This window comes from Actinoplanes sp. NPDC021490 (genome assembly GCF_055562135.1).
The window spans coordinates 1-17286 of the sequence record NZ_JBVHFW010000007.1; the positions used below are offsets into that span (position 1 = coordinate 1).

The following is a 17286-nucleotide window of genomic DNA, read 5'->3' on the forward strand; positions in this document are numbered from 1 at the left end:
GCCCTCTGCAACGCCCGCTGAGTCGTACCGGCATCCCGCCGCATGTGGGGCCGCACCCAATGATCGACGGGCGCGGCCCCACTGCGGCGATGCCGTCCAGCGCCGAAGGGAGACCTGTGACCCGGCACCACCCAAAGCGCGGCCTCGTCAATGCGATCCGCTACTCGCTTCCGGAAGATCCCCGGAGTGGAAGGGAACACGATGGTACTCAAAGTTGACGTGCCGGCACGATTGGTTCGCGGAGACGTTGACGAAGGTTACGGTGCGGTGGCTGACGAGTTCCGCCGTAACTTTGCTGTACGCCACGAGATCGGGGCCGCCTGCGTTGTCTACCGCGGCGGACGCAAGGTCGTCGACCTCTGGGGCGGCTACCGGGACGGTGTGAACCGTATCCCCTGGGAGGCGGACACGATGGTGCCGGTCTTCTCGACGTCCAAGGGTGTGGCCGCGGTGGCGCTTGCCGTGCTGCACGCACGTGGCCTGATCGATCACGACGAACGTGTGGCGACCTACTGGCCCGAGTTCGCCGCCGCCGGCAAGAGCACGGTCACCGTACGCCAACTGCTCGCCCACCAGGCCGGGCTGGCCGTGATCGACCAGCCACTCGGACTCGCTGATCTGACTGGATCTCCCGTGCTGTCCAGGGCTCTGGCCGAGCAGCGTCCGGCATGGGAGCCCGGCACCCGGCACGGCTACCACGGTCAGTCACTGGGCTGGTACGAAAGTGAGCTCGTCAGCCGGATCGATCCGGGCGGACGTCGTATCGGGCGGTTCTTCGCCGATGAGGTCGCGGCGCCGCTCGGCCTGGACTTCCACCTCGGCCTGCCGCCAGATGCCGATCACGGCCGGGTGGCTCGCATCCACGGCTTCCGCAACTGGGAGATGATGCTGCACGTCGGGGAGATGCCGGCATCGTTTGTCCGGGCGTTCGCGAACCCGCGCAGCTTGACCGCCCGGGCGTTCCGCAATCCACGAATCCTGGGCACTGTGGAGAACTTCAACCGGCCGGATGTGCAGGCGGCCGAGATTCCGGCGGGCAACGGCCTCGGCCAGGTGCGGTCGATCGCCAGACTCTACGGCGAGGTGGCCGCCGGTGGCGCGGCTCTCGGTCTTACCGTCGCCTCACTGGACGCGTTGCGCAACGCCGCCTCGCCTCCGGCAGGCGGACTGTTCGACGAGGTGCTTCGCGTGGAGACGAGGTTTTCCCTGGGCTACATCAAGCCGTTCCCGGCGTTCCGGTTCGGATCCGAGTCGGATCGGGCGTTCGGAACGATGGGCCTGGGTGGGTCGTTCGCCTTCGCGGACCCCGACACCGGCACGGGATTCGCCTACGCCATGAACCGAACCGGATTCCGGCTCTGGAACGACCCGCGTGAGCTGGCGCTCCGAGAGGCACTTTTCACGCGGGTCCTCGGCCAGCGGCCGCAACGGCTCGCCCCGGACCGCAGGCGCCCAAGCCGCTGATTCGGGCGCCCCCGGAACGGGTCCACTCGGGGTACGCGCTGTGCCGGCGCGGGTTCGTTGGCACGACGCTAAGTCGCCGCCCCCTTCGACGGCTTCCTCACCCAGGAACCCGGCCGGACCACCAGACCCGTCGCGGCGCTGACCGATCCCGGGCCCGCCGGATCGCCGAATGGCGACGACTGTGGCGAGCACACGCCCCGGATCCAGAGCCGGGCTCTACTTCTCGGGCATCAGTTCGGGTGTCCAGAGGACGGTCGTGGTCGTGCCCGAGCCGGTCACCAGGGGTCGGAGCGTTCGACGGAAAGCGTGAAGCCTTGGTCGCGGAGGCGGTTCGCGAGGTGGTGGCCCATGGCGGTCGCGGGGGTCAGGACGCCGCCGGGCGCGGCGAGCGGGTCGGTCGCCAGCGAGAGCACGCTCTGGCCGAGCATCGTCGAGGTCGCTGTGTAGCCGGGGTCGCCCTGGGCGGCGACCGTGGCGACATATCGTGCGCCCGTCGAGGTCCGGGTGTGCACGGTGACGCGGAAGTTGCCCTCCCGCCGGCTCTTCGGCGACGGGCCGGAGCCTGGCGGCAGCAGGCGATCCATGATGGGACGCATCGACCGGGCAGTGAGCGCGTACTTCAGCAGTGAGGTCCCGGCCCGCAGGCTCTGCGCCCGCAGGTACGCCACCCGGGAGGTGCCGGCGCTCAAGCCCTCGCGATAGTGGAAGTCCGGGCCGTAGCCGCCGGGGATGAGCGACACGCTGCGCCGGACCAGCCGGCTGTTGAACGGTCCGCCCATCGCGGGAGCGAGCCAACGACCGGTCAGGTCGTCCCGGAAGACGCCGGACGGATCGGTGTCGCGGCCGGACCCGGTCGCCGCCGGGGTACTGAGCGCCCATGGGTCGTCGACGATCGTCCGGAGGGCCGGGTCGGCCGCCAGTTCTGCGCTGAGCGCGCGATTCGATGCCAGGTTGCCGCCGCTGAGACTGCCCCTGAGCGACTCGACAATGAGGATCGTGTCGGTGAGGCCGCCCTCGCCGTCTTCCCGTACGCGGTCGGCGAGAACGAAGGTGCCGAGGTCCGAGGGGACCGCCTCGAAGCCGCAGCCGTGCACGATGCGTGCGCCCGTGTCGGTGGCGAGGTGGTGCAGGGCCTCGTAGCTGCGCCGGACGAACGGGATCTCGCCGCTCAGGTCCGCGTACGACGTCCCGGCGCGGGCGCAGCCGAGCGCGAGCGGCAGTCCGTGTCGCCCGACGGTGGACGCGACGGCGCTGGTGGACGTCGCCAATTCCCGGACCGCATCAGGGTCGTTCAGGTCCGTCGCGATGACGGGCCAGGCGACGCCGAGCTCGTTTCGGAGAGTCGCGAGCTTGCGCGGGTCACGCCCTGCCAGGGCCACGCGGGCACCGGGGGCGCTCGCCGCCAGATGCTTCGCGGTGAGGCGGCCTGCGAATCCGGTCGCGCCGTGCAGCACGACGTCAAAGGTGCGCCGGGGCGCCGGTGTCGGTGGCGCGGCGGCGGCGGCTGTAGTGGACGGGTCGAGGTTCATGGTGCCGCAGCCTTGTCTGTGAGCGGTGGTCCCCGGGTGATCAACCACATCGGGATCCCGGTGATGGGGGCCGGGATTGTGCCCAGCACCAGGCGTGCGTGGTGCCATCATCATGCGCACCGGGATCGCGGCGACGAAGAGGCAAACTGCACCACCTTTATCGCGTCCTGGTGCACGTCGCACCAGCCTGGCTACACTGCGCGCATGTCGTGGGACCTGCCTTCGCCGCGTGTCCGGGAGCTGATCCGCGCCGGCGCGGAGATCGCCCTGAACCCGCCCGCGGCGTGGCTGACGGAGCTGACTGACGTGACGCTCAGCGGCGCGACGATGCAACCGATCGCAAGCGACCCGGTGTTGGCCGCGTCGAGCAGGCGCACGATCGCGTCGACCATGCTGCACTGGGCAGCCGCCAACGTCCGATCCCCGGGCGAGCGGGTGCCACCCGACACCGGCGACGACCTCGTCGCGGTCGCACGGGACCTCGTCCGCCGCGGCCTGTACGAGTCCTCGTTGGACGCCTACCGCCACGGCCAGGGCGTCGCCCTGCGGCTCTGGACCCGCATTGCCTTTTCGCTGACCTCGGAACCCACGGAGCTGCACGAACTGGTCGACTTCGCGGTCCGCTCGATCACCACCTTTGTCGACGATACGGTCGAGGCGTTCTCCGCGCAGATGCAACGCGAGCGCGCCGAGCTGACCAGCGGCACCCATGCCGAGCGCCGGGAGGTCGTCGCGCTGCTCCTCGACGGCGCACCCATCCCGCAGCAACGTGCCGAACTACGACTGGGTTATCCGTTGGCCGGCGAGCACATCGCCGCAGTCGTGTGGAGCGACGCTGCGCAGCCCGATCTCGGGGCACTCGATCGGACCGCCGACAGCCTCGCCGGGCTGGGGCTCCGGTCGTTGACCGTGCTGGCCGACTCGGCGACTCGCTGGGTGTGGCTGACCGGCCGCCCCGACGTCACACCGGCGGTCCCGGCCGACGCGCCAGGCGTCCGCATCGCCCTCGGAACCGCCGCGGCCGGGCTCGACGGGTTCCGGCGGAGCCACCTGGAGGCCCTCACCACCCAACGTATACTCGCCCGTCTCTCATCTGCCCGGCCAGTCGCCACGCACGACGAGGTCGAGGTCGCCGCCCTCGTCACCCACGACGCCGAGCACGCCGACCAGTTCGTCCGCCGCACCCTCGGGGCGCTCGAACACGCGCCGGCCGAACTCACCGACACGGTCCGCGCCTACATCGCCGAGGAATGCAACGTCTCCCGCGCCGCGACCCGCCTGTTCACCCACCGAAACACAGTGATCCGCCGGTTGGCCCGCGCCGACGAGCTTCTGCCGGCGCCGTTGTCCCACGACGTTCTCCGGGTCGGCGTGGCCCTGGAAATCACGCGCTGGCGCGGACCGCACTGACAGCCCGCAGATAGCGCCGGGTGGCGCTCCTGCGGGCGCGGCCGAGCTTGCAGAAGGCGTACGCGACGTGCGCCGACCGCTCACCCCGACCGGCACCAACCTGCTCGGACTGGTGAAACACATGACCGGCAACGAGTTCGGCTACTTCGGGGAAGTGTTCGACCGGCCCGCCCACGCAGGGGAGTGGCTGGTTGATCCCGCTGAATCGGAGGACTTGCTCGTCCGCCCGGAGGAGACGCGCGAGAAGGTCATCGCGGAGTACAAACGGTCGTGGATGCATGCCGACGCCACCATCGCGGCGCTTGACCTCGACTCACCCGGCAAGGTGCCGCACTGGTCACATCTCTCGGCGAGGCGGCCAGGCTCACGGCCGGCCGGCTTTGTCGTCGTCGGCGATCGGTGCGTACAGGTAGAGGCCCATCGCTTGCATCAGAGTGCGCAGCGCGTCGCGGAGTACCCGCTGCTGCTCCTCGTCGAGGAAAACCAGGGCTCGTTGCTCGGCCTTGCCGGTGGCGGCGTGGGCGCGGGCCAGCAGCTCGGCGCCTTCCGGCGTGATCCGCACCTGAAGGATGCGTCCGTGCGTCGGGTGCGGCTCGCGGCGCACCAGCTTCCTGTCGATCAGCGCGGCGATGGCCGTCGACATGGACTGCGCGGTGATTCCGTTGCGTTCGGCCATGACGGCGGCGGAGAGCGCCTCGGGCTCGACGAGACCGAGCTGGGCGAGGGCCCCGTATTGCGCGTGGGTGAGTGAGAAGTCCCGCAGTGCCCGGTCGACCTCGGATGCCAGCGCTGTGCTCACTCGCCGCATCAGATAGGTGAGCCGCTCCTCGAAGTTCTCCGCCATGTGCCCCCGCTTCGGTCCGGTTGGTCGCGGCTCTGTGCTTCAGCCGACACTCTATCCATCTTGCGCCTTATCAGTCAGGTTATAAGCTGACTGAGAAGTTACCTAGGGGAGGACGTCATGGCTTCAGGTCGCACAGTCGTGGTCACCGGGGCGCCGGGCGGCATCGGTTCCGAGATCGTCGACCGCTTCCTGGCCGGAGGCGACACAGTCGTCGCCTCCGGCCTCTCGGAAGACGAGCTCGAGAAGTGGCGTGACCGCTGGGACGCCGGCGCGCACGCAGGACGGTCCGCCCTGCTGCACACCGTGGCTGCCGACATCTCGAATGAGGACAGCGTCGCCGCGCTGGCCGAGGAGGTCCGGCAGCGTTTCGGTACGGCCGACGTACTGATCAACAACGCCGGTTTCTTCTCACACACCCTTGTCGAGGAGATGAGCACCGAGGAGTGGCGCCGGATCATCGACATCAACCTGACCGGGACTTTCTTGATGGTCCGGGCTTTCCTGCCGCTGATGAAGGCAAGCGGTCGGGGCCGCATTGTGAACATCGGGTCGGGATCGTTCTACAACGGCACGCCGCGCCAGGCTCATTACGTGGCGGCCAAGGGCGGGGTAACGGGCCTGACCCGGGTTCTGGCGCGCGAGCTCGCCCCGTACGGCATCACCGTGAATGTGCTGACTCCAGGGCTGACGATCACCCCGATGACCGCCGGAGTGCTTCCGGAATCTCTGCTGCAGATGCAGCGGGACCTGCGCTCGTTGCATCGTGACGAAACGCCGGCGGACCTGGTCGGAACGATCCTCTTCCTCGCGTCCGACGACGCCGCGTTCCTGACCGGGCAGACGCTCAACGTCGACGGCGGGCTGTATTTCCTGTGAAAAAGTGGATACCGCTGATCTCCGTCAGCCTCGGCACCTTCATGTTGCTGATCGACACCACAATCGTGCAGGTCGCGCTCCCGGACATCGCCACTGATCTCGACGCCTCGTATTCGTCGTTGCAGTGGGTCATCGACGGCTACGTGGTGGCGCTCGCCGCGTTGATGCTCGGGGCCGGTTCGCTCGCTGACCGGCTCGGTCATCGTCGCACCTACGTGGGTGGACTGGCCCTGTTCGCGGTGGCGTCGGCGATGTGCGGCGCCGCCCCCGACGATCTGACGCTGGTCGTGTTCCGGATCGTGCAAGGGGTAGGGGCCGCGGCGCTGTTCGCCACCACGACCGCGTTGCTCAACGCGACGTATCAGGGAGCCGATCGCGGAAAAGCGTTCGGATTGTGGGCGGCGGTCGCGAGCGCGGCAGCGGCGGTCGGGCCGATCATCGGCGGGGTGCTTGTCCAGGAGATCTCGTGGCGGTGGATCTTCTTTGTCAACCTGCCGATCTGTGTGGCCGCCGTCGTGCTCGCGCTGGGCTTTGTGCCGGCCGACCGTGCCGGTCGCGGCCGCAGCGTGGATCGGGTCGGAGTCGTGACGTTCACCATCGCGGCCGCGGCCCTGATGTACGCCCTCATCGACGCCGGCGAACACGGCTGGAACTCCGTCCGGTCCTACCTCCTGATCGCGGTCGTTGTCGCGGCGTCAGCCCTGTTCGTGGGCTCGCAGCGGCTCGGCCGCCACCCGATGCTCGACCTTTCGTTGTTCCGGCGGGCGGGCTTCAACGGAGTGCTGGTCGCGGCGCTGGTCGTCAACTTCGTGGCTTTCGCGCCGCTGACGTACACCTCGATCTGGCTGCAGGGTGTCGAGAACGTCTCCGCTGTCGGTGTCGGCCTGTCCACCCTGCCGCTGGCCGTCGCGGCGTTCCTGGTGTCCTGGCAGGCCGGCCGGTTGCTGCATCGCCTCCCACCGGGACGGGTGATCGCCGCCGGTCTGGCCTTCGTCGCCCTCGGCTCGTTCATCAACGCGGCGCTGCTGCACGGCGCCGCGACCTGGCCCGCGCTGATGGCCGGCTTCACCCTGATCGGCGTCGGCACCGGACTCGCCGTACCGACCTTGACCGCAGCGGCGATGGGCAGCGTTCCGCCGGACCGTGGCGGCATCGCCTCCGGCACGGTCAACACTGCCCGCCAGCTCGGCTTCGCGATCGGCATCGCCCTGCTCGGCGCCGCGTTCACGGCCGGCGCCGCAGCGTCTCTCACCACCGGTGCAGTCCCGGACGCTGACGCCGCCGCCACCGCGCTGTCCGCAGGTCAGGCCGCAAACCTGATCGGCGATGCCGGCGCCGGCTCAGACACGCTCCGGGCAGCCCTGCACGATGCCGCCCTGGCCGGACTCGACCGCCTCTTCCTTCTGGCGGGCGGCCTCGCACTCGCTGCGGCCCTCGCCGTGACCGCCCTCGTGCGAACGGGCCGCGGCGGCGCGACGCAGCCGGCTGCCGGCGTCACAGATGCCGAGCCGGCCGCGCGGTGAATACCCACCGCGTCCACAACACCCGCGGACAGTTCCGCAACACCCTCGCATAGTCAGGAGAACTCTCATGCCCGACCAGCAGCTCATCGATCCCGGCGTCGCCCGGATGGTCCGCGAGATCTCTGCCGTTGACGACCACGCTCATCCCATCCCGCTCGAATGGGAGGTGCCGCCGAACCCCGAAAACCCGATCTCCCCGTACGATCACGCATTGCCCCTGCGCATGCGCCCTGGCAATCCGGAGTACGTCGACGCCTGGCGCGCCCTCTGGGGCTACGACTACGTCGACCAGCACGACCATCACCTCCGGGAAGTGATCGAAAAAAAGCAGCAGGTGCAGGCGGCGCAGGGTCGGAACTACGGCAGCTGGGTGCTTGACCAGATCAACACCGAGACGATGCTGGCAGTCGACAATTTCCCGCAGCCGTCGTTCCCGGCGCCGCGTTTCCGCTGGATCACGTTCGCTGACTGGCTGATGTGGCCAGTCCCGGCCGTCGACCAGGATGGCTTCACCTATCAGTACCAGCCTCTGATCGAGGCTGCCTGTAAGCAGGCGGGTGTGGAAAACCCGCCGGCGACGCTCGAGGAATATGTGCACAGCGTCCTGGAGCCGGAACTCGAACAGCGCAAAGCCAACGGGGCGGTCGCACTCAAGTTCCACACGCCTTACTACCGGCCCATCAACTTCGCCCAGGTCGCCGAAGCGCAAGCAGCCGAGCTGTACCGGCGCGCCACGACTGACGGCATCGCCACCGCGCAACACCGCGACCTCGAGGACTACCTCTTCGGCGTGATCGCCCGCAAGGCAGCTGCACTCGGCCTGCCGGTCCAGATGCACACCGGACAGGGCCCCAGGCAGCACTTCCGCAACTCGGGCAGCGATCCGCTGTTGATGGAACCGGCCATGGTGGCCTCGCCCGACACCAAGTTCCTGATGCTGCACGCCGGCTGGCCGTTCGACCGGCAAGCCGTCGCGTCGTTGTCTCATGACAACGTCTTCATGGACATCTCGTGCGCGACTGTGCACCTCTACGGACGAAACCTGGCCGGGATCGTCCGCAACGCCCTGGAGTGGTTCCCTGAGAAAGTCCTCTATGGAACCGACGCGTACAGCGATGTCGCGCTGGCCTTTCTGGCCGGCGCCGAACCACGGTCGAATTTTCTGCAGGGCTGGGAAGAAAAGGCCTGGCTCCTGGACCGCACGGCGCGCGACGCGATCGCCATCGCACTAACCGATATGCTCCGCGACCACGTCATCCGCCCCGACGACGTCGATCGGCTGGCGACGATGGTCCTTCGCGACAACGCCATCCAGCTCTACCAGTTGTAAGCGGCGACGGAGGTGTAGCGGGATCCCAGCTGGCCGATCGGTCAGCTGGGGTGGCGACGTCAACCAAAGTTCGATACCGAATCATGCCTTCCGCAGACGCGGGGGACCGGCCCTGATCGGGATGCTCTTCGCATGATTTTGACATTGATCCTGGTCATCGGTGCCCTTGGAATCGTCATGCTGATCGTCTCGGCCGCTCTGACGCGGCAGGCCCGGGCGGCCCGGCCGGCCCGGCCGGTGAACCTGGCGGCGACGCGCGCCGAGGTGCTGGCCGCCGTCGACCGCGACGACCTGGTCGAGGCGGTGCGCATCTACCGCCGGGACACCGGTGCCCGTCTGCTGGAGGCCAGCGGGGCCGTCCAGCACATCGCCCTCAACCGTCGGTGACTCGCGTGAGCGGCGGTGTACGACTGGGGTCGTACGGCGCGGCGGCTGATAGTCGTAGCGGGCGGCGGACGGGGTCAATGCGTGGACGGATGTGGTGGACACGGTGCCCCGCATAGCGTTTCCGTCATGACCGACCAGCAACGAGCCACCTCGTCGTATTCGCCCCGCCGGGTTATCGCGGCCGCCGCCGGTGTGCTGCTGGCGACCTTGTCCATCGGCCTCGGCACCGACGCGGGCGCGGACGCGCGGCAACGGCCGGCACCGGACCCGCTGCGCGACTACCAGGAGCAGAGCGTCGTGTGGGGCGCCTGCCCGGCGGACGTGGAGAGCATCGAGGGCCTGCAGTGCGCCGCGGTGGCCGTGCCGCTGGACTACCGCCGGCCGGGCGGCGAGCGAATCCAGATCGCGGTGTCCCGGCTGCGCGGCACGGGCCGTGGCCCGCACCGGCCGTTGTTCCTCAACCCCGGCGGTCCCGGCGGTCCGGCGCTGGACATGCCGGCGGCGTTCCGGTCGGCGGCCCCGGCGGCCCTGCTGCGGCAGTACGACCTGATCGGGATGGACCCGCGCGGCCTCGGGCACGGCACGCCGCTGGACTGCAAGCTCACCGACGAGCAGGAGATGTTCGTGGACCAGTGGTCCTATCCCTACCGCCCGGAGACTTTCCGCACGGCCGCCGACAGCAGCCGCCGCGTCGCCGAGGCGTGCGCCCGTGCCGTCGGGCCGCGGATGGCCCACTTCACCACCGCGAACACCGCCCGGGACATGGACCTCGTCCGCTCCCTCCTCGGCGCGCCGAAACTCTCCTACTTCGGTGTCTCGTACGGCACGTACCTGGGCGCCGTCTACACGCAGCTGTTCCCGCAGCGCGCCGACCGGATCGTGCTGGACAGCGCGGTCGACCCCACCCGGGCCTGGCGGGGCGTGAGCCTTCTGCAGGCCGAGGCGGCCGAGCCGGCGTTCGACCGCTGGGTGGCGTGGGCCGCGCGGCACGACGCGACCTATCACCTCGGCCGGACCCCGAAGCAGGTGCGCAAGACGTTCCGTGAGCTGCTGCGGCGACCCACCGAGCCGGCGCCGGGTGAGGAGCTGGACGGCAGCTACGGCGATCAGCTGCGGGCGTACATGACTCTGGGCGCGGTGCACGTCAAGGAGACCTCCGAGTACGTGGTCACGCAGAAGACCGGTCAGTCGGCGGACGATCCGGACGTGGTCGACAACCCGGACCCGGTCGACGGGTCAGACCCGGACGGCGGGGCAGAGCCCGACCCGGCGGAGCCGTCCGGTCCGCCCTCGGTGCTGCCGTCCGCTGAGGACCCGGACGCCAACTTCTACGCGCTGAACATGACGATCCAGTGCGGCGAGGGCCGGGACTGGCCGGCCGGCGAGGCCCGGTACCGCCGGGAGGCGGCGGCGGCGCGGGCGCGCGGGTCGCTGGGCGGCGACCTCAAGGCCAACGTCAAGCCCTGCGCGTACTGGAAGCACCGCTCGGCGGAACCGCCGGTGACCGTGCGTAACACCGTGCCCGCGCTGATCGTGCAGAACCAGTGGGACGCGAACACGCCGCTGGCCGGCGCTCGCGCCGCGCACCGGGTGCTGGCCGGCTCCCGGATGGTGACCGTCCGCAACGGCGAGGGGCACGGCATCTATCTCGAGCAGGGTGACCGCTGCGCTCGGGACCGGGTGACCGCGTACCTGACCACAGGCCGGCTGCCGGCCAAGGACGTCACCTGCGCGGCGCCGGAGCCGACGCGGTCGCCGCGCGGTTAGCGGTCGCGCGGGGCTCTTGATGCCCTGTAGCTTTCCCTCATGGAGTGGCTGCGGGGGCTTGCGCTGGCCGGAATCGTTTGGTGTGCCGGGCTCCTGGTAGCCACGACACTCCCGGCTGGGCTCTCGTGGCCCATGCCCGTCATCGTGGTGTCGGCGTTGTTGCCGGTGCTGCCGGGCTTTGTCGCCGTGGTGGTGACGGGCCGGAATCTGACTGGATCGAACGGCGGCGGCCGTGTCGATCGGGCCCGGGCGTTGTGGGTTCTGTTGCGCGAAACATTGCCGGGGTGGCTGCTCGTCGCCAGCTTTCTGCTGTCCACCGGCTTCTGGCTGGTCGCCGTCCTTTCCTCCATGGACTCGAACGGAGTGACGGAAGAACGCGATGGCACGTACGTCGTCAACAACCACGGGGAGACGACGGTGATCAGTGAGTCCGAGTTCCAGACCTTGAGAACACAGGAGTCGCGGCACCTTGTCGCCTTGGCGGGCAGCTTCGGCGTGGGTACCGCCGTCCTCTCCACCGCCCTGCTTCGCAGAAAGGCCGGCGAGTCCGTACGTCCGGGACAGTGACCGCTCGACGCCATGCGGGGGAGCGGGGGGTCTTGCCTTTGATCGGCGGCCGGAGTCGTCCGGCCGCCGATCAAAGACCCCCGTTGCGTATCGCAGGACGTCCATGCTGATCGCCTGACGTCCTCCTCCAGGATCACCGATGCTGCCCTTCGGCCCGCTTGTGGAATCCTTGTGGCTCGGAGCAAGCGGGCGGGAGCGACGTGATCGAGTTTCAGTTGCTGGGTCCGGTCGAGGTGTCCTCCGGCGGCCGACGGGTCGACGCCGGGCAGCCACGGCAGCGAGCGGTCCTGGCGGCGCTGCTGGCCGACGCCGGGCGGCCCGTTCCCGTCGGCACGCTGGTCGAACGGGTGTGGGCGCAGGAGCCACCGCGTACTGCTCGCCCGTCGTTGCAGGCCCACATCACCCGAATCCGGCAAATGCTTGAGCAGGCGACGACGCCGGGTGAGAAGACGATCACTCTCGGATACACGGCTGGCGCCTACTTGCTCGACGTTGATCCGCTACAGGTCGATCTGCACCGCTTTCGGCATCTTGTCGCCTTGGGCGGGCTGGAGCCGCTGCGCCAGGCCATCGGGCTGTGGCGAGGGGAGCCCCTGGCCGGCGTGGGCGGAGCGTGGGCCGAGGGGGCCCGGCAAGCGTGGCGGCGCGAACATCTGGCGGCGTCGGTGGCCTGGGGCCGGGCCGAGCTGACGGCGAATCCGGCCGGCGTGGTCCCCGTTCTCGGCGACCTGTCCCGGGAGCATCCACTCAACGAGGCGCTGGCCGCGGTCGTGATCGAAGCGCTGTCCCTGGCCGGCCAGCCGGCCGAGGCGCTGTCCTACTACGACGTCGTACGCCGGCACCTGCTCGACGAGCTCGGCGCCGATCCGAGCGCCGAGTTGCAGAAGATCTACCAGTCGATCCTGCGCGGCGCGGCGCCCCCTGCCCCTGCCCCTGCCGCCCCTGCTCCGGTCGAGGCCGCACCGGCGCAGCTGCCTGCCGACGTCTCCGGCTTCGCCGGCCGCGACGACCAGCTCGCCCTGCTGGACAGCCTCCTGCCCGCCACCGGGCCGGCCCGGCCGGTCATTGTGGTCTCCGGTGTGGCCGGGGTCGGCAAGACCACACTCGTGGTGCACTGGGCGCACCGGGTCGTGAACCACTTTCCTGACGGCCAGCTGTATGTGAATCTTCGCGGCTTCGATCCGTCCGGGCGGCCGACGGATCCCGCCGACGCCGTGCGTGGTTTCCTCGACGCCCTCGGTGTGCCCGCCGACGGCATACCCGCCAGCTTGGACGCTCAAGCGGGCCTCTACCGCAGCCTGCTGTCCGGCAAGCGGATCCTGGTCGTGCTCGACAACGCCCGGGATGCCGAGCAGGTTCACCCTCTGCTGCCGGCCACGGCGGGCACCCAGGTCGTGGTGACGTCCCGCAACCAGCTCACCGGGCTGGTGGCGACCCTCGGCGCCCATCCGGTGACGCTGGGCGTGCTGTCCCCCCAAGAGGCTCGTGACCTTCTCAGCCGCCGGCTCGGCACCGTACGGACCCGGCGTGAACCCCACGCCGTGAACAGCATCATCGCCTCCTGTGCGCGCCTGCCGATCGCGTTGGCCATCACCGCGGCCCGGGCCCGCCAGAACGACTTCCCGCTCGCCGCGCTGGCCGGTGAACTCGCCGAGGCGGACGACCGGTTGGACGCCCTGGACACCGGCGATCCGGCGGTGCAGGTACGGGCGGTGTTCTCCTGGTCGTATGCCGCGTTGAGCGGCGAAGCGCAGCGGCTGTTCCGGCTTCTGGCCCTCCATCCCGGGCCGGACATCGCGACGGCCACCGTGGCCGCACTCGGCGGGCATCGCCCGGCGCGGGCCCGGCGGCTCCTGGGCGAGCTGACGCACGCCAGCCTGCTCGTCGAGCATTCTCCGGGCCGATACTCGTGGCACGACCTGCTGCGCGTGTACGCCACCGACCTGACCGCTGTCCACGACTCCGACGCCAAACGCGACGCCGCGACCGGCCGCCTGATCGATTACTACGCGCGCACCGCGCACGCCGCGGACCGGCTGCTCTACCCGGCCCGGGACCCGATCGAGGTACCGCTGCCGCCGGCCACCGACTCCGGCCCGGACGGCTTCACCAACCACCGGCAAGCCCTGGCCTGGTTCGCCGCCGAACAGCCAGCGCTGCTGGCGGTCGCCCGGCAGGCCGCCGCCACGGGGCGGGACCCGCGTGTCTGGCAGCTCGCCTGGGCGCTCGACACCTACCTCTTTCGCGGCGGACACCGTTACGACCGGCTCGAAGCCTGGACGAACGCGCTCACCGCAGCGGAACGCCTCGGCGCGGAACCACTGGCCAGCGCCCACCGCAGCCTTTCGCGAGCCAACATCATCCTCGACCGGCCCGAGGTGGCCCGCGCCCACCTGAGCCACGCTCTGGAGTTGAGCGTCCGCACCGGCGACCGAAGCGGCCAGGCGTTCGTTCACAACACCTTGGCGGTCATGAGCGGGAACGAGCACCGGAATGCGGAGGCCGTGGAGCACGCGAGCAACGCCCTCGCGCTCTACGAGGAAGCAGGCAACCTGCGCGGACAGTCCGTGGCGTTGAGCAGCATGGCCTGGCACAGCACCCTCCTGGGCGACCATCACCAGGCCATCGAGTACGGGCAGAGGTCGCTCGCGGTGAACCAGCGGGTCGGCGACAAGCGCGGCCAGGCCGACGTGTGGGACACCATCGGCCATGCCCATCACCACCTGGGCCGCTACGACGCCGCGCGGGACTGCTACCGGCGCGGCGTGGACCTGGTGCGGGACATCGGCGACCGGGTGGCCGAGGCGCAGATCCTGGTGCATCTGGGCGACACGTACGAGGCAGCCGGCAATCCCGCGGCGGCGCGCGGCGAATGGACCGATGCTCTGCGCATCTTTGTCGACGTCGACCACAGCGACGCGCGCAGTGTACGGGCCAGACTGGACGCCCTGCCCGGCTTCGACCGCGAAATGCCGTCCACGCACTGACGACTGAGCTCGTCCCAGGTCATGATCGGCAGTCGAGACGTCGACGCCCAGCTGATCGGGAAAGGGCCCGGACCGTGCAGTCCGGGCCCGACGCTGTCTATCGCAGGCGGGTCATGGCCGCCTGGGCGAGCCCGTTCGCCAGGGTCGGATCACCGGCCCCCAGGTACGAGTCGGACACCATGATCACCACGACGTGCCGGCCCACCGCCGCCGCCACGTACGCGACCCACCGGTCACCCAGGTCGTAGTTGCCGAGGAACAGCACGGTGTCCGGCCCGAGGTGGTCCTCGGCGACGGGGTCGAAGCCGTTGTCGCCGCCACCGACACCGCAGTCGGCGAGCTGGGCCTTCAGTTCGGTGAGGTACCGCTGAGCGCCGTCACCCCGGAACCGGGTCACGTTCTGATAGACCCGGAACCGGGTGTTGTAGTCGGCGGCCTGCGCTCGGGTGGCCACCGGCCGCGGGATCGGCCGGTCCGCGCAGGGCTGGGGGAGCAGCGACCACGCCAGTCCCTCCTCGACCGGTCCCGGCACCGCGCCGCCGAGTTCTTCGGGTTGCAACATGAGCCGATCCGGAATTCCCCGTGGTTGTGCCACGGCCGGCCCGGTAGCGGCCAGCAGCCCCACCATCACCGAAATCATGACAATCAATACGCGTCGCATGTCGGCCATCATCGCTGCCGCCCGCAACCCCGTGCCGCCGGCGTCGCTAGGGCGTCGCGCACGCCGGGCCAGTTCTGCAGAACGCGGCATACGTCGGTCCGGTCCTCGGCACGGATGGCGTCCGCGTGCGCCCGGGTGAGGACGGCGTCGATCCGGGTGGGCCGGCCGGTCCTGGCCGATTGCACGGCCGCTTCGACCATTGCCAGGCTCATCACGTTCTCGTGCACCTCGCCGGAGGGCCGCTGCCCGGTCCGCAGGGCCTGGACGAACACGTGCAGGGCGCCGCCGATCCCGGAGTGGGGCGACGTGTCCGGGATCGTGGTTTCCGTCGCGGTGTGCAGGGCCGGGTCGTCGTCGCCGTTCCACAGTGCGGTGCCGTTCTGCCCACTGACCCGCCACAGGCCGTTCCAGGAGGTTTCCGCGCCCGCGCTGCACCAGCTGCCGTTGTAGACGTATCGGGTTCCGGATTCCATCTCGAACACGGCGGTCGCGTTGGCGTCCCCCGCATACCAGCTCCATTCCGGGTTGTAGGACTGGCAATAGACGGACACCGGCTCGCAGTCGAGCAGGAACCGCACCGCGTCGAAGGCGTGGATGGCCATGTCGATGAGCAGCGGCTGGGCCATCTTCTCGCGGAAGCCGCCGAAGTGCGGAGCCCGGAAGAAGTCCGTGCTGATCATGCCGACCGGCCCGAGGTGCCGCGTCATGGCGCGCAGCCGGGACAACTGCGGGTTCCACCGCCGGGATTGGCTGACCATGAACAGTTCGCCGGTCACCTCGGCCGCCGCCGCCAACGAGAGCGCACGACTCAGCGAGTCCGCGACCGGCTTCTCACCGAGCACCGGCAGGCCGGCGAACAAGGCCGCGGTGGTCACCGGGTGGTGGGCCTCGGGGACGGTCACGTTGATCAGCGCCTGGGCGCCGGTCTGCCGGGCCAGCTCGACGGCGTCGCTTCCGTATGCCAGGCCGGTCAGGCCCGCAGCGGCGATGGCGTCCCTCGCGGTGGTCAGGTTCAGATCGGCGACCCCGGTCAGCTCCACGTCGGGCGCCGCGGCGATGGTGGCCAGCCAGGCCCGGCCCATGCCGCCGGCCCCGGCGAGGACGACCCGCAGCGGCTGCGCCGGGCTGCCGGCGATGGTCCGGAAGCTCACGACACCGGTCCGCGGTAGCTCTGACCGTTGAAGAAGGCGCCGGTGTCGTAGCGCAGCAGTGTCGGATGCTCGCGCGTCGGCCGGTCGCTGCGGGCCCAGGTGACGCCGTTCGCGATCACCTTGCGTACGTCCCGGTGATGGTAGGTGGGATAGTCCTGGTCCCCGGGGCGGAAGTAGAAGATCTTGCCGTGGCCGCGCCGGAATGTGCAGCCGCTGCGGAAGACCTCCCCGCCGGTGAACGAGCTGACGAAGACGAGTTCGTCGGGAGCCGGGATATCGAAGTATTCGCCGTACATCTCGTCCTCGTCGATGATGAGCGGGTGCGGTATGCCCTGCGCGATGGGGTGCGTGGGGTCGACCGTCCAGATCAGCTCGCGATCGTGCTCCGAGCGCCAGCGCAGTGTGCAGGTGGTGCCCATCAGCCTGGTGAAGATCTTCGACCAATGTCCCGAGTGGAGCACGACGAGCCCCATTCCGGAGAGCACGTGGCGGTGTACCCGTTCGACGACCTCGTCGGCCACCTCGGCGTGGGCTGCGTGTCCCCACCAGGTGAGGACGTCGGTCTGGGCGAGCACGTCCTCGGTCAACCCGTGTTCGGGGTCGTCGAGGGTGGCCGTCCGTACGGTGCATCTGTCGCCGAGATTTTCCCGGATGCCCTCGGCGATCGTCGTGTGCATGCCCCGCGGGTAGATCTTTGCCACGTGCTCTTCGGCCTTTTCGTGGCGGTTCTCTCCCCACACTGTCACGCGCAAGGGTCTGGTCTCTGTCGACGTCACGGCTTGGCTCCTTC

Annotated in this window: 14 protein-coding genes and 1 pseudogene; 10 read left to right on the forward strand and 5 right to left on the reverse strand. The window is 69.8% G+C overall.

What is annotated here, in order from left to right:
• Window positions 1–186: 186 nt before the first annotated feature.
• Window positions 187–1464, forward strand: coding sequence for a serine hydrolase domain-containing protein (locus ACZ3I4_RS20070; RefSeq protein WP_465383467.1), 1278 nt, complete (start codon window positions 187–189; stop codon window positions 1462–1464).
• A gap of 275 nt (window positions 1465–1739) precedes the next feature.
• Here ACZ3I4_RS20070 and ACZ3I4_RS20075 read toward each other — a convergent pair whose 3' ends face one another.
• On the reverse strand, window positions 1740–2993 hold the full coding sequence (locus tag ACZ3I4_RS20075) for a saccharopine dehydrogenase family protein (protein ID WP_465383468.1): 1254 nt from the start codon (window positions 2991–2993) through the stop codon (window positions 1740–1742).
• Window positions 2994–3029: 36 nt separating this feature from the next.
• Between ACZ3I4_RS20075 and ACZ3I4_RS20080 the strand changes: the two genes are divergently transcribed.
• Together ACZ3I4_RS20080 and ACZ3I4_RS20085 are read left to right on the forward strand one after the other, a co-directional pair.
• Complete coding sequence (locus ACZ3I4_RS20080) at window positions 3030–4403, forward strand: PucR family transcriptional regulator (protein WP_465383469.1); 1374 nt, start codon at window positions 3030–3032, stop codon at window positions 4401–4403.
• Window positions 4404–4470: 67 nt separating this feature from the next.
• Window positions 4471–4734, forward strand: a pseudogene (locus ACZ3I4_RS20085) (mycothiol transferase); the annotation flags it as partial.
• 33 nt (window positions 4735–4767) lie between these two features.
• On the opposite strand, the gene ACZ3I4_RS20090 reads toward ACZ3I4_RS20085, so the two are convergent.
• On the reverse strand, window positions 4768–5247 hold the full coding sequence (locus ACZ3I4_RS20090; protein WP_465383470.1) for a MarR family winged helix-turn-helix transcriptional regulator: 480 nt from the start codon (window positions 5245–5247) through the stop codon (window positions 4768–4770).
• 117 nt (window positions 5248–5364) lie between these two features.
• Between ACZ3I4_RS20090 and ACZ3I4_RS20095 the strand changes: the two genes are divergently transcribed.
• The 7 genes from ACZ3I4_RS20095 to ACZ3I4_RS20125 all read left to right on the forward strand — a co-directional run bounded on the left by ACZ3I4_RS20095 (window position 5365) and on the right by ACZ3I4_RS20125 (window position 14684).
• Window positions 5365–6123 (forward strand): SDR family NAD(P)-dependent oxidoreductase, encoded by a 759-nt coding sequence (locus tag ACZ3I4_RS20095; RefSeq protein WP_465383471.1) that lies wholly within the window; start codon window positions 5365–5367, stop codon window positions 6121–6123.
• Window positions 6120–7646 (forward strand): DHA2 family efflux MFS transporter permease subunit, encoded by a 1527-nt coding sequence (locus ACZ3I4_RS20100; protein WP_465383472.1) that lies wholly within the window; start codon window positions 6120–6122, stop codon window positions 7644–7646. The genes ACZ3I4_RS20095 and ACZ3I4_RS20100 overlap by 4 nt, the downstream gene beginning before the upstream one ends.
• A gap of 67 nt (window positions 7647–7713) precedes the next feature.
• Window positions 7714–8976 (forward strand): amidohydrolase family protein, encoded by a 1263-nt coding sequence (locus ACZ3I4_RS20105; RefSeq protein ID WP_465383473.1) that lies wholly within the window; start codon window positions 7714–7716, stop codon window positions 8974–8976.
• A 132-nt stretch (window positions 8977–9108) separates the two neighbouring features.
• A complete protein-coding gene (locus ACZ3I4_RS20110; RefSeq protein ID WP_465383474.1) occupies window positions 9109–9363 on the forward strand; it encodes a hypothetical protein in 255 nt (84 codons plus the stop codon).
• Between the two features lie 126 nt (window positions 9364–9489).
• Window positions 9490–11130 carry an alpha/beta hydrolase gene (locus ACZ3I4_RS20115; protein WP_465383475.1) on the forward strand — a complete coding sequence of 547 codons (1641 nt, stop codon included), beginning with the start codon at window positions 9490–9492 and terminating at the stop codon, window positions 11128–11130.
• A gap of 39 nt (window positions 11131–11169) precedes the next feature.
• Window positions 11170–11697 carry a hypothetical protein gene (locus ACZ3I4_RS20120; protein WP_465383476.1) on the forward strand — a complete coding sequence of 176 codons (528 nt, stop codon included), beginning with the start codon at window positions 11170–11172 and terminating at the stop codon, window positions 11695–11697.
• A gap of 200 nt (window positions 11698–11897) precedes the next feature.
• The gene (locus tag ACZ3I4_RS20125; protein WP_465383477.1) at window positions 11898–14684 is read left to right on the forward strand and encodes an AfsR/SARP family transcriptional regulator; all 2787 of its coding nucleotides are present in this window, start codon (window positions 11898–11900) and stop codon (window positions 14682–14684) included.
• A 97-nt stretch (window positions 14685–14781) separates the two neighbouring features.
• Here ACZ3I4_RS20125 and ACZ3I4_RS20130 read toward each other — a convergent pair whose 3' ends face one another.
• From ACZ3I4_RS20130 to ACZ3I4_RS20140, 3 genes are all read right to left on the reverse strand, one after another.
• The gene (locus ACZ3I4_RS20130) at window positions 14782–15246 is read right to left on the reverse strand and encodes a hypothetical protein (protein ID WP_465383478.1); all 465 of its coding nucleotides are present in this window, start codon (window positions 15244–15246) and stop codon (window positions 14782–14784) included.
• 107 nt (window positions 15247–15353) lie between these two features.
• A complete protein-coding gene (locus ACZ3I4_RS20135) occupies window positions 15354–16496 on the reverse strand; it encodes a Gfo/Idh/MocA family protein (protein ID WP_465383479.1) in 1143 nt (380 codons plus the stop codon).
• Window positions 16493–17272 carry a ThuA domain-containing protein gene (locus ACZ3I4_RS20140; protein WP_465383480.1) on the reverse strand — a complete coding sequence of 260 codons (780 nt, stop codon included), beginning with the start codon at window positions 17270–17272 and terminating at the stop codon, window positions 16493–16495. Before ACZ3I4_RS20140 ends, ACZ3I4_RS20135 begins: the two co-directional genes overlap by 4 nt.
• Window positions 17273–17286: the final 14 nt, after the last annotated feature.

Bases quoted from the DNA above. Each gene is read 5' to 3' on its own strand.
- ACZ3I4_RS20075 (WP_465383468.1), bottom strand. From the start codon at position 2,993: ATGAACCTCGACCCGTCCACTACAGCCGCCGCCGCCGCGCCACCGACA.
- ACZ3I4_RS20090 (WP_465383470.1), bottom strand. From the start codon at position 5,247: ATGGCGGAGAACTTCGAGGAGCGGCTCACCTATCTGATGCGGCGAGTG.
- ACZ3I4_RS20095 (WP_465383471.1), top strand. From the start codon at position 5,365: ATGGCTTCAGGTCGCACAGTCGTGGTCACCGGGGCGCCGGGCGGCATC.
- ACZ3I4_RS20105 (WP_465383473.1), top strand. From the start codon at position 7,714: ATGCCCGACCAGCAGCTCATCGATCCCGGCGTCGCCCGGATGGTCCGC.
- ACZ3I4_RS20110 (WP_465383474.1), top strand. From the start codon at position 9,109: ATGATTTTGACATTGATCCTGGTCATCGGTGCCCTTGGAATCGTCATG.
- ACZ3I4_RS20115 (WP_465383475.1), top strand. From the start codon at position 9,490: ATGACCGACCAGCAACGAGCCACCTCGTCGTATTCGCCCCGCCGGGTT.
- ACZ3I4_RS20120 (WP_465383476.1), top strand. From the start codon at position 11,170: ATGGAGTGGCTGCGGGGGCTTGCGCTGGCCGGAATCGTTTGGTGTGCC.
- ACZ3I4_RS20130 (WP_465383478.1), bottom strand. From the start codon at position 15,246: ATGTTGCAACCCGAAGAACTCGGCGGCGCGGTGCCGGGACCGGTCGAG.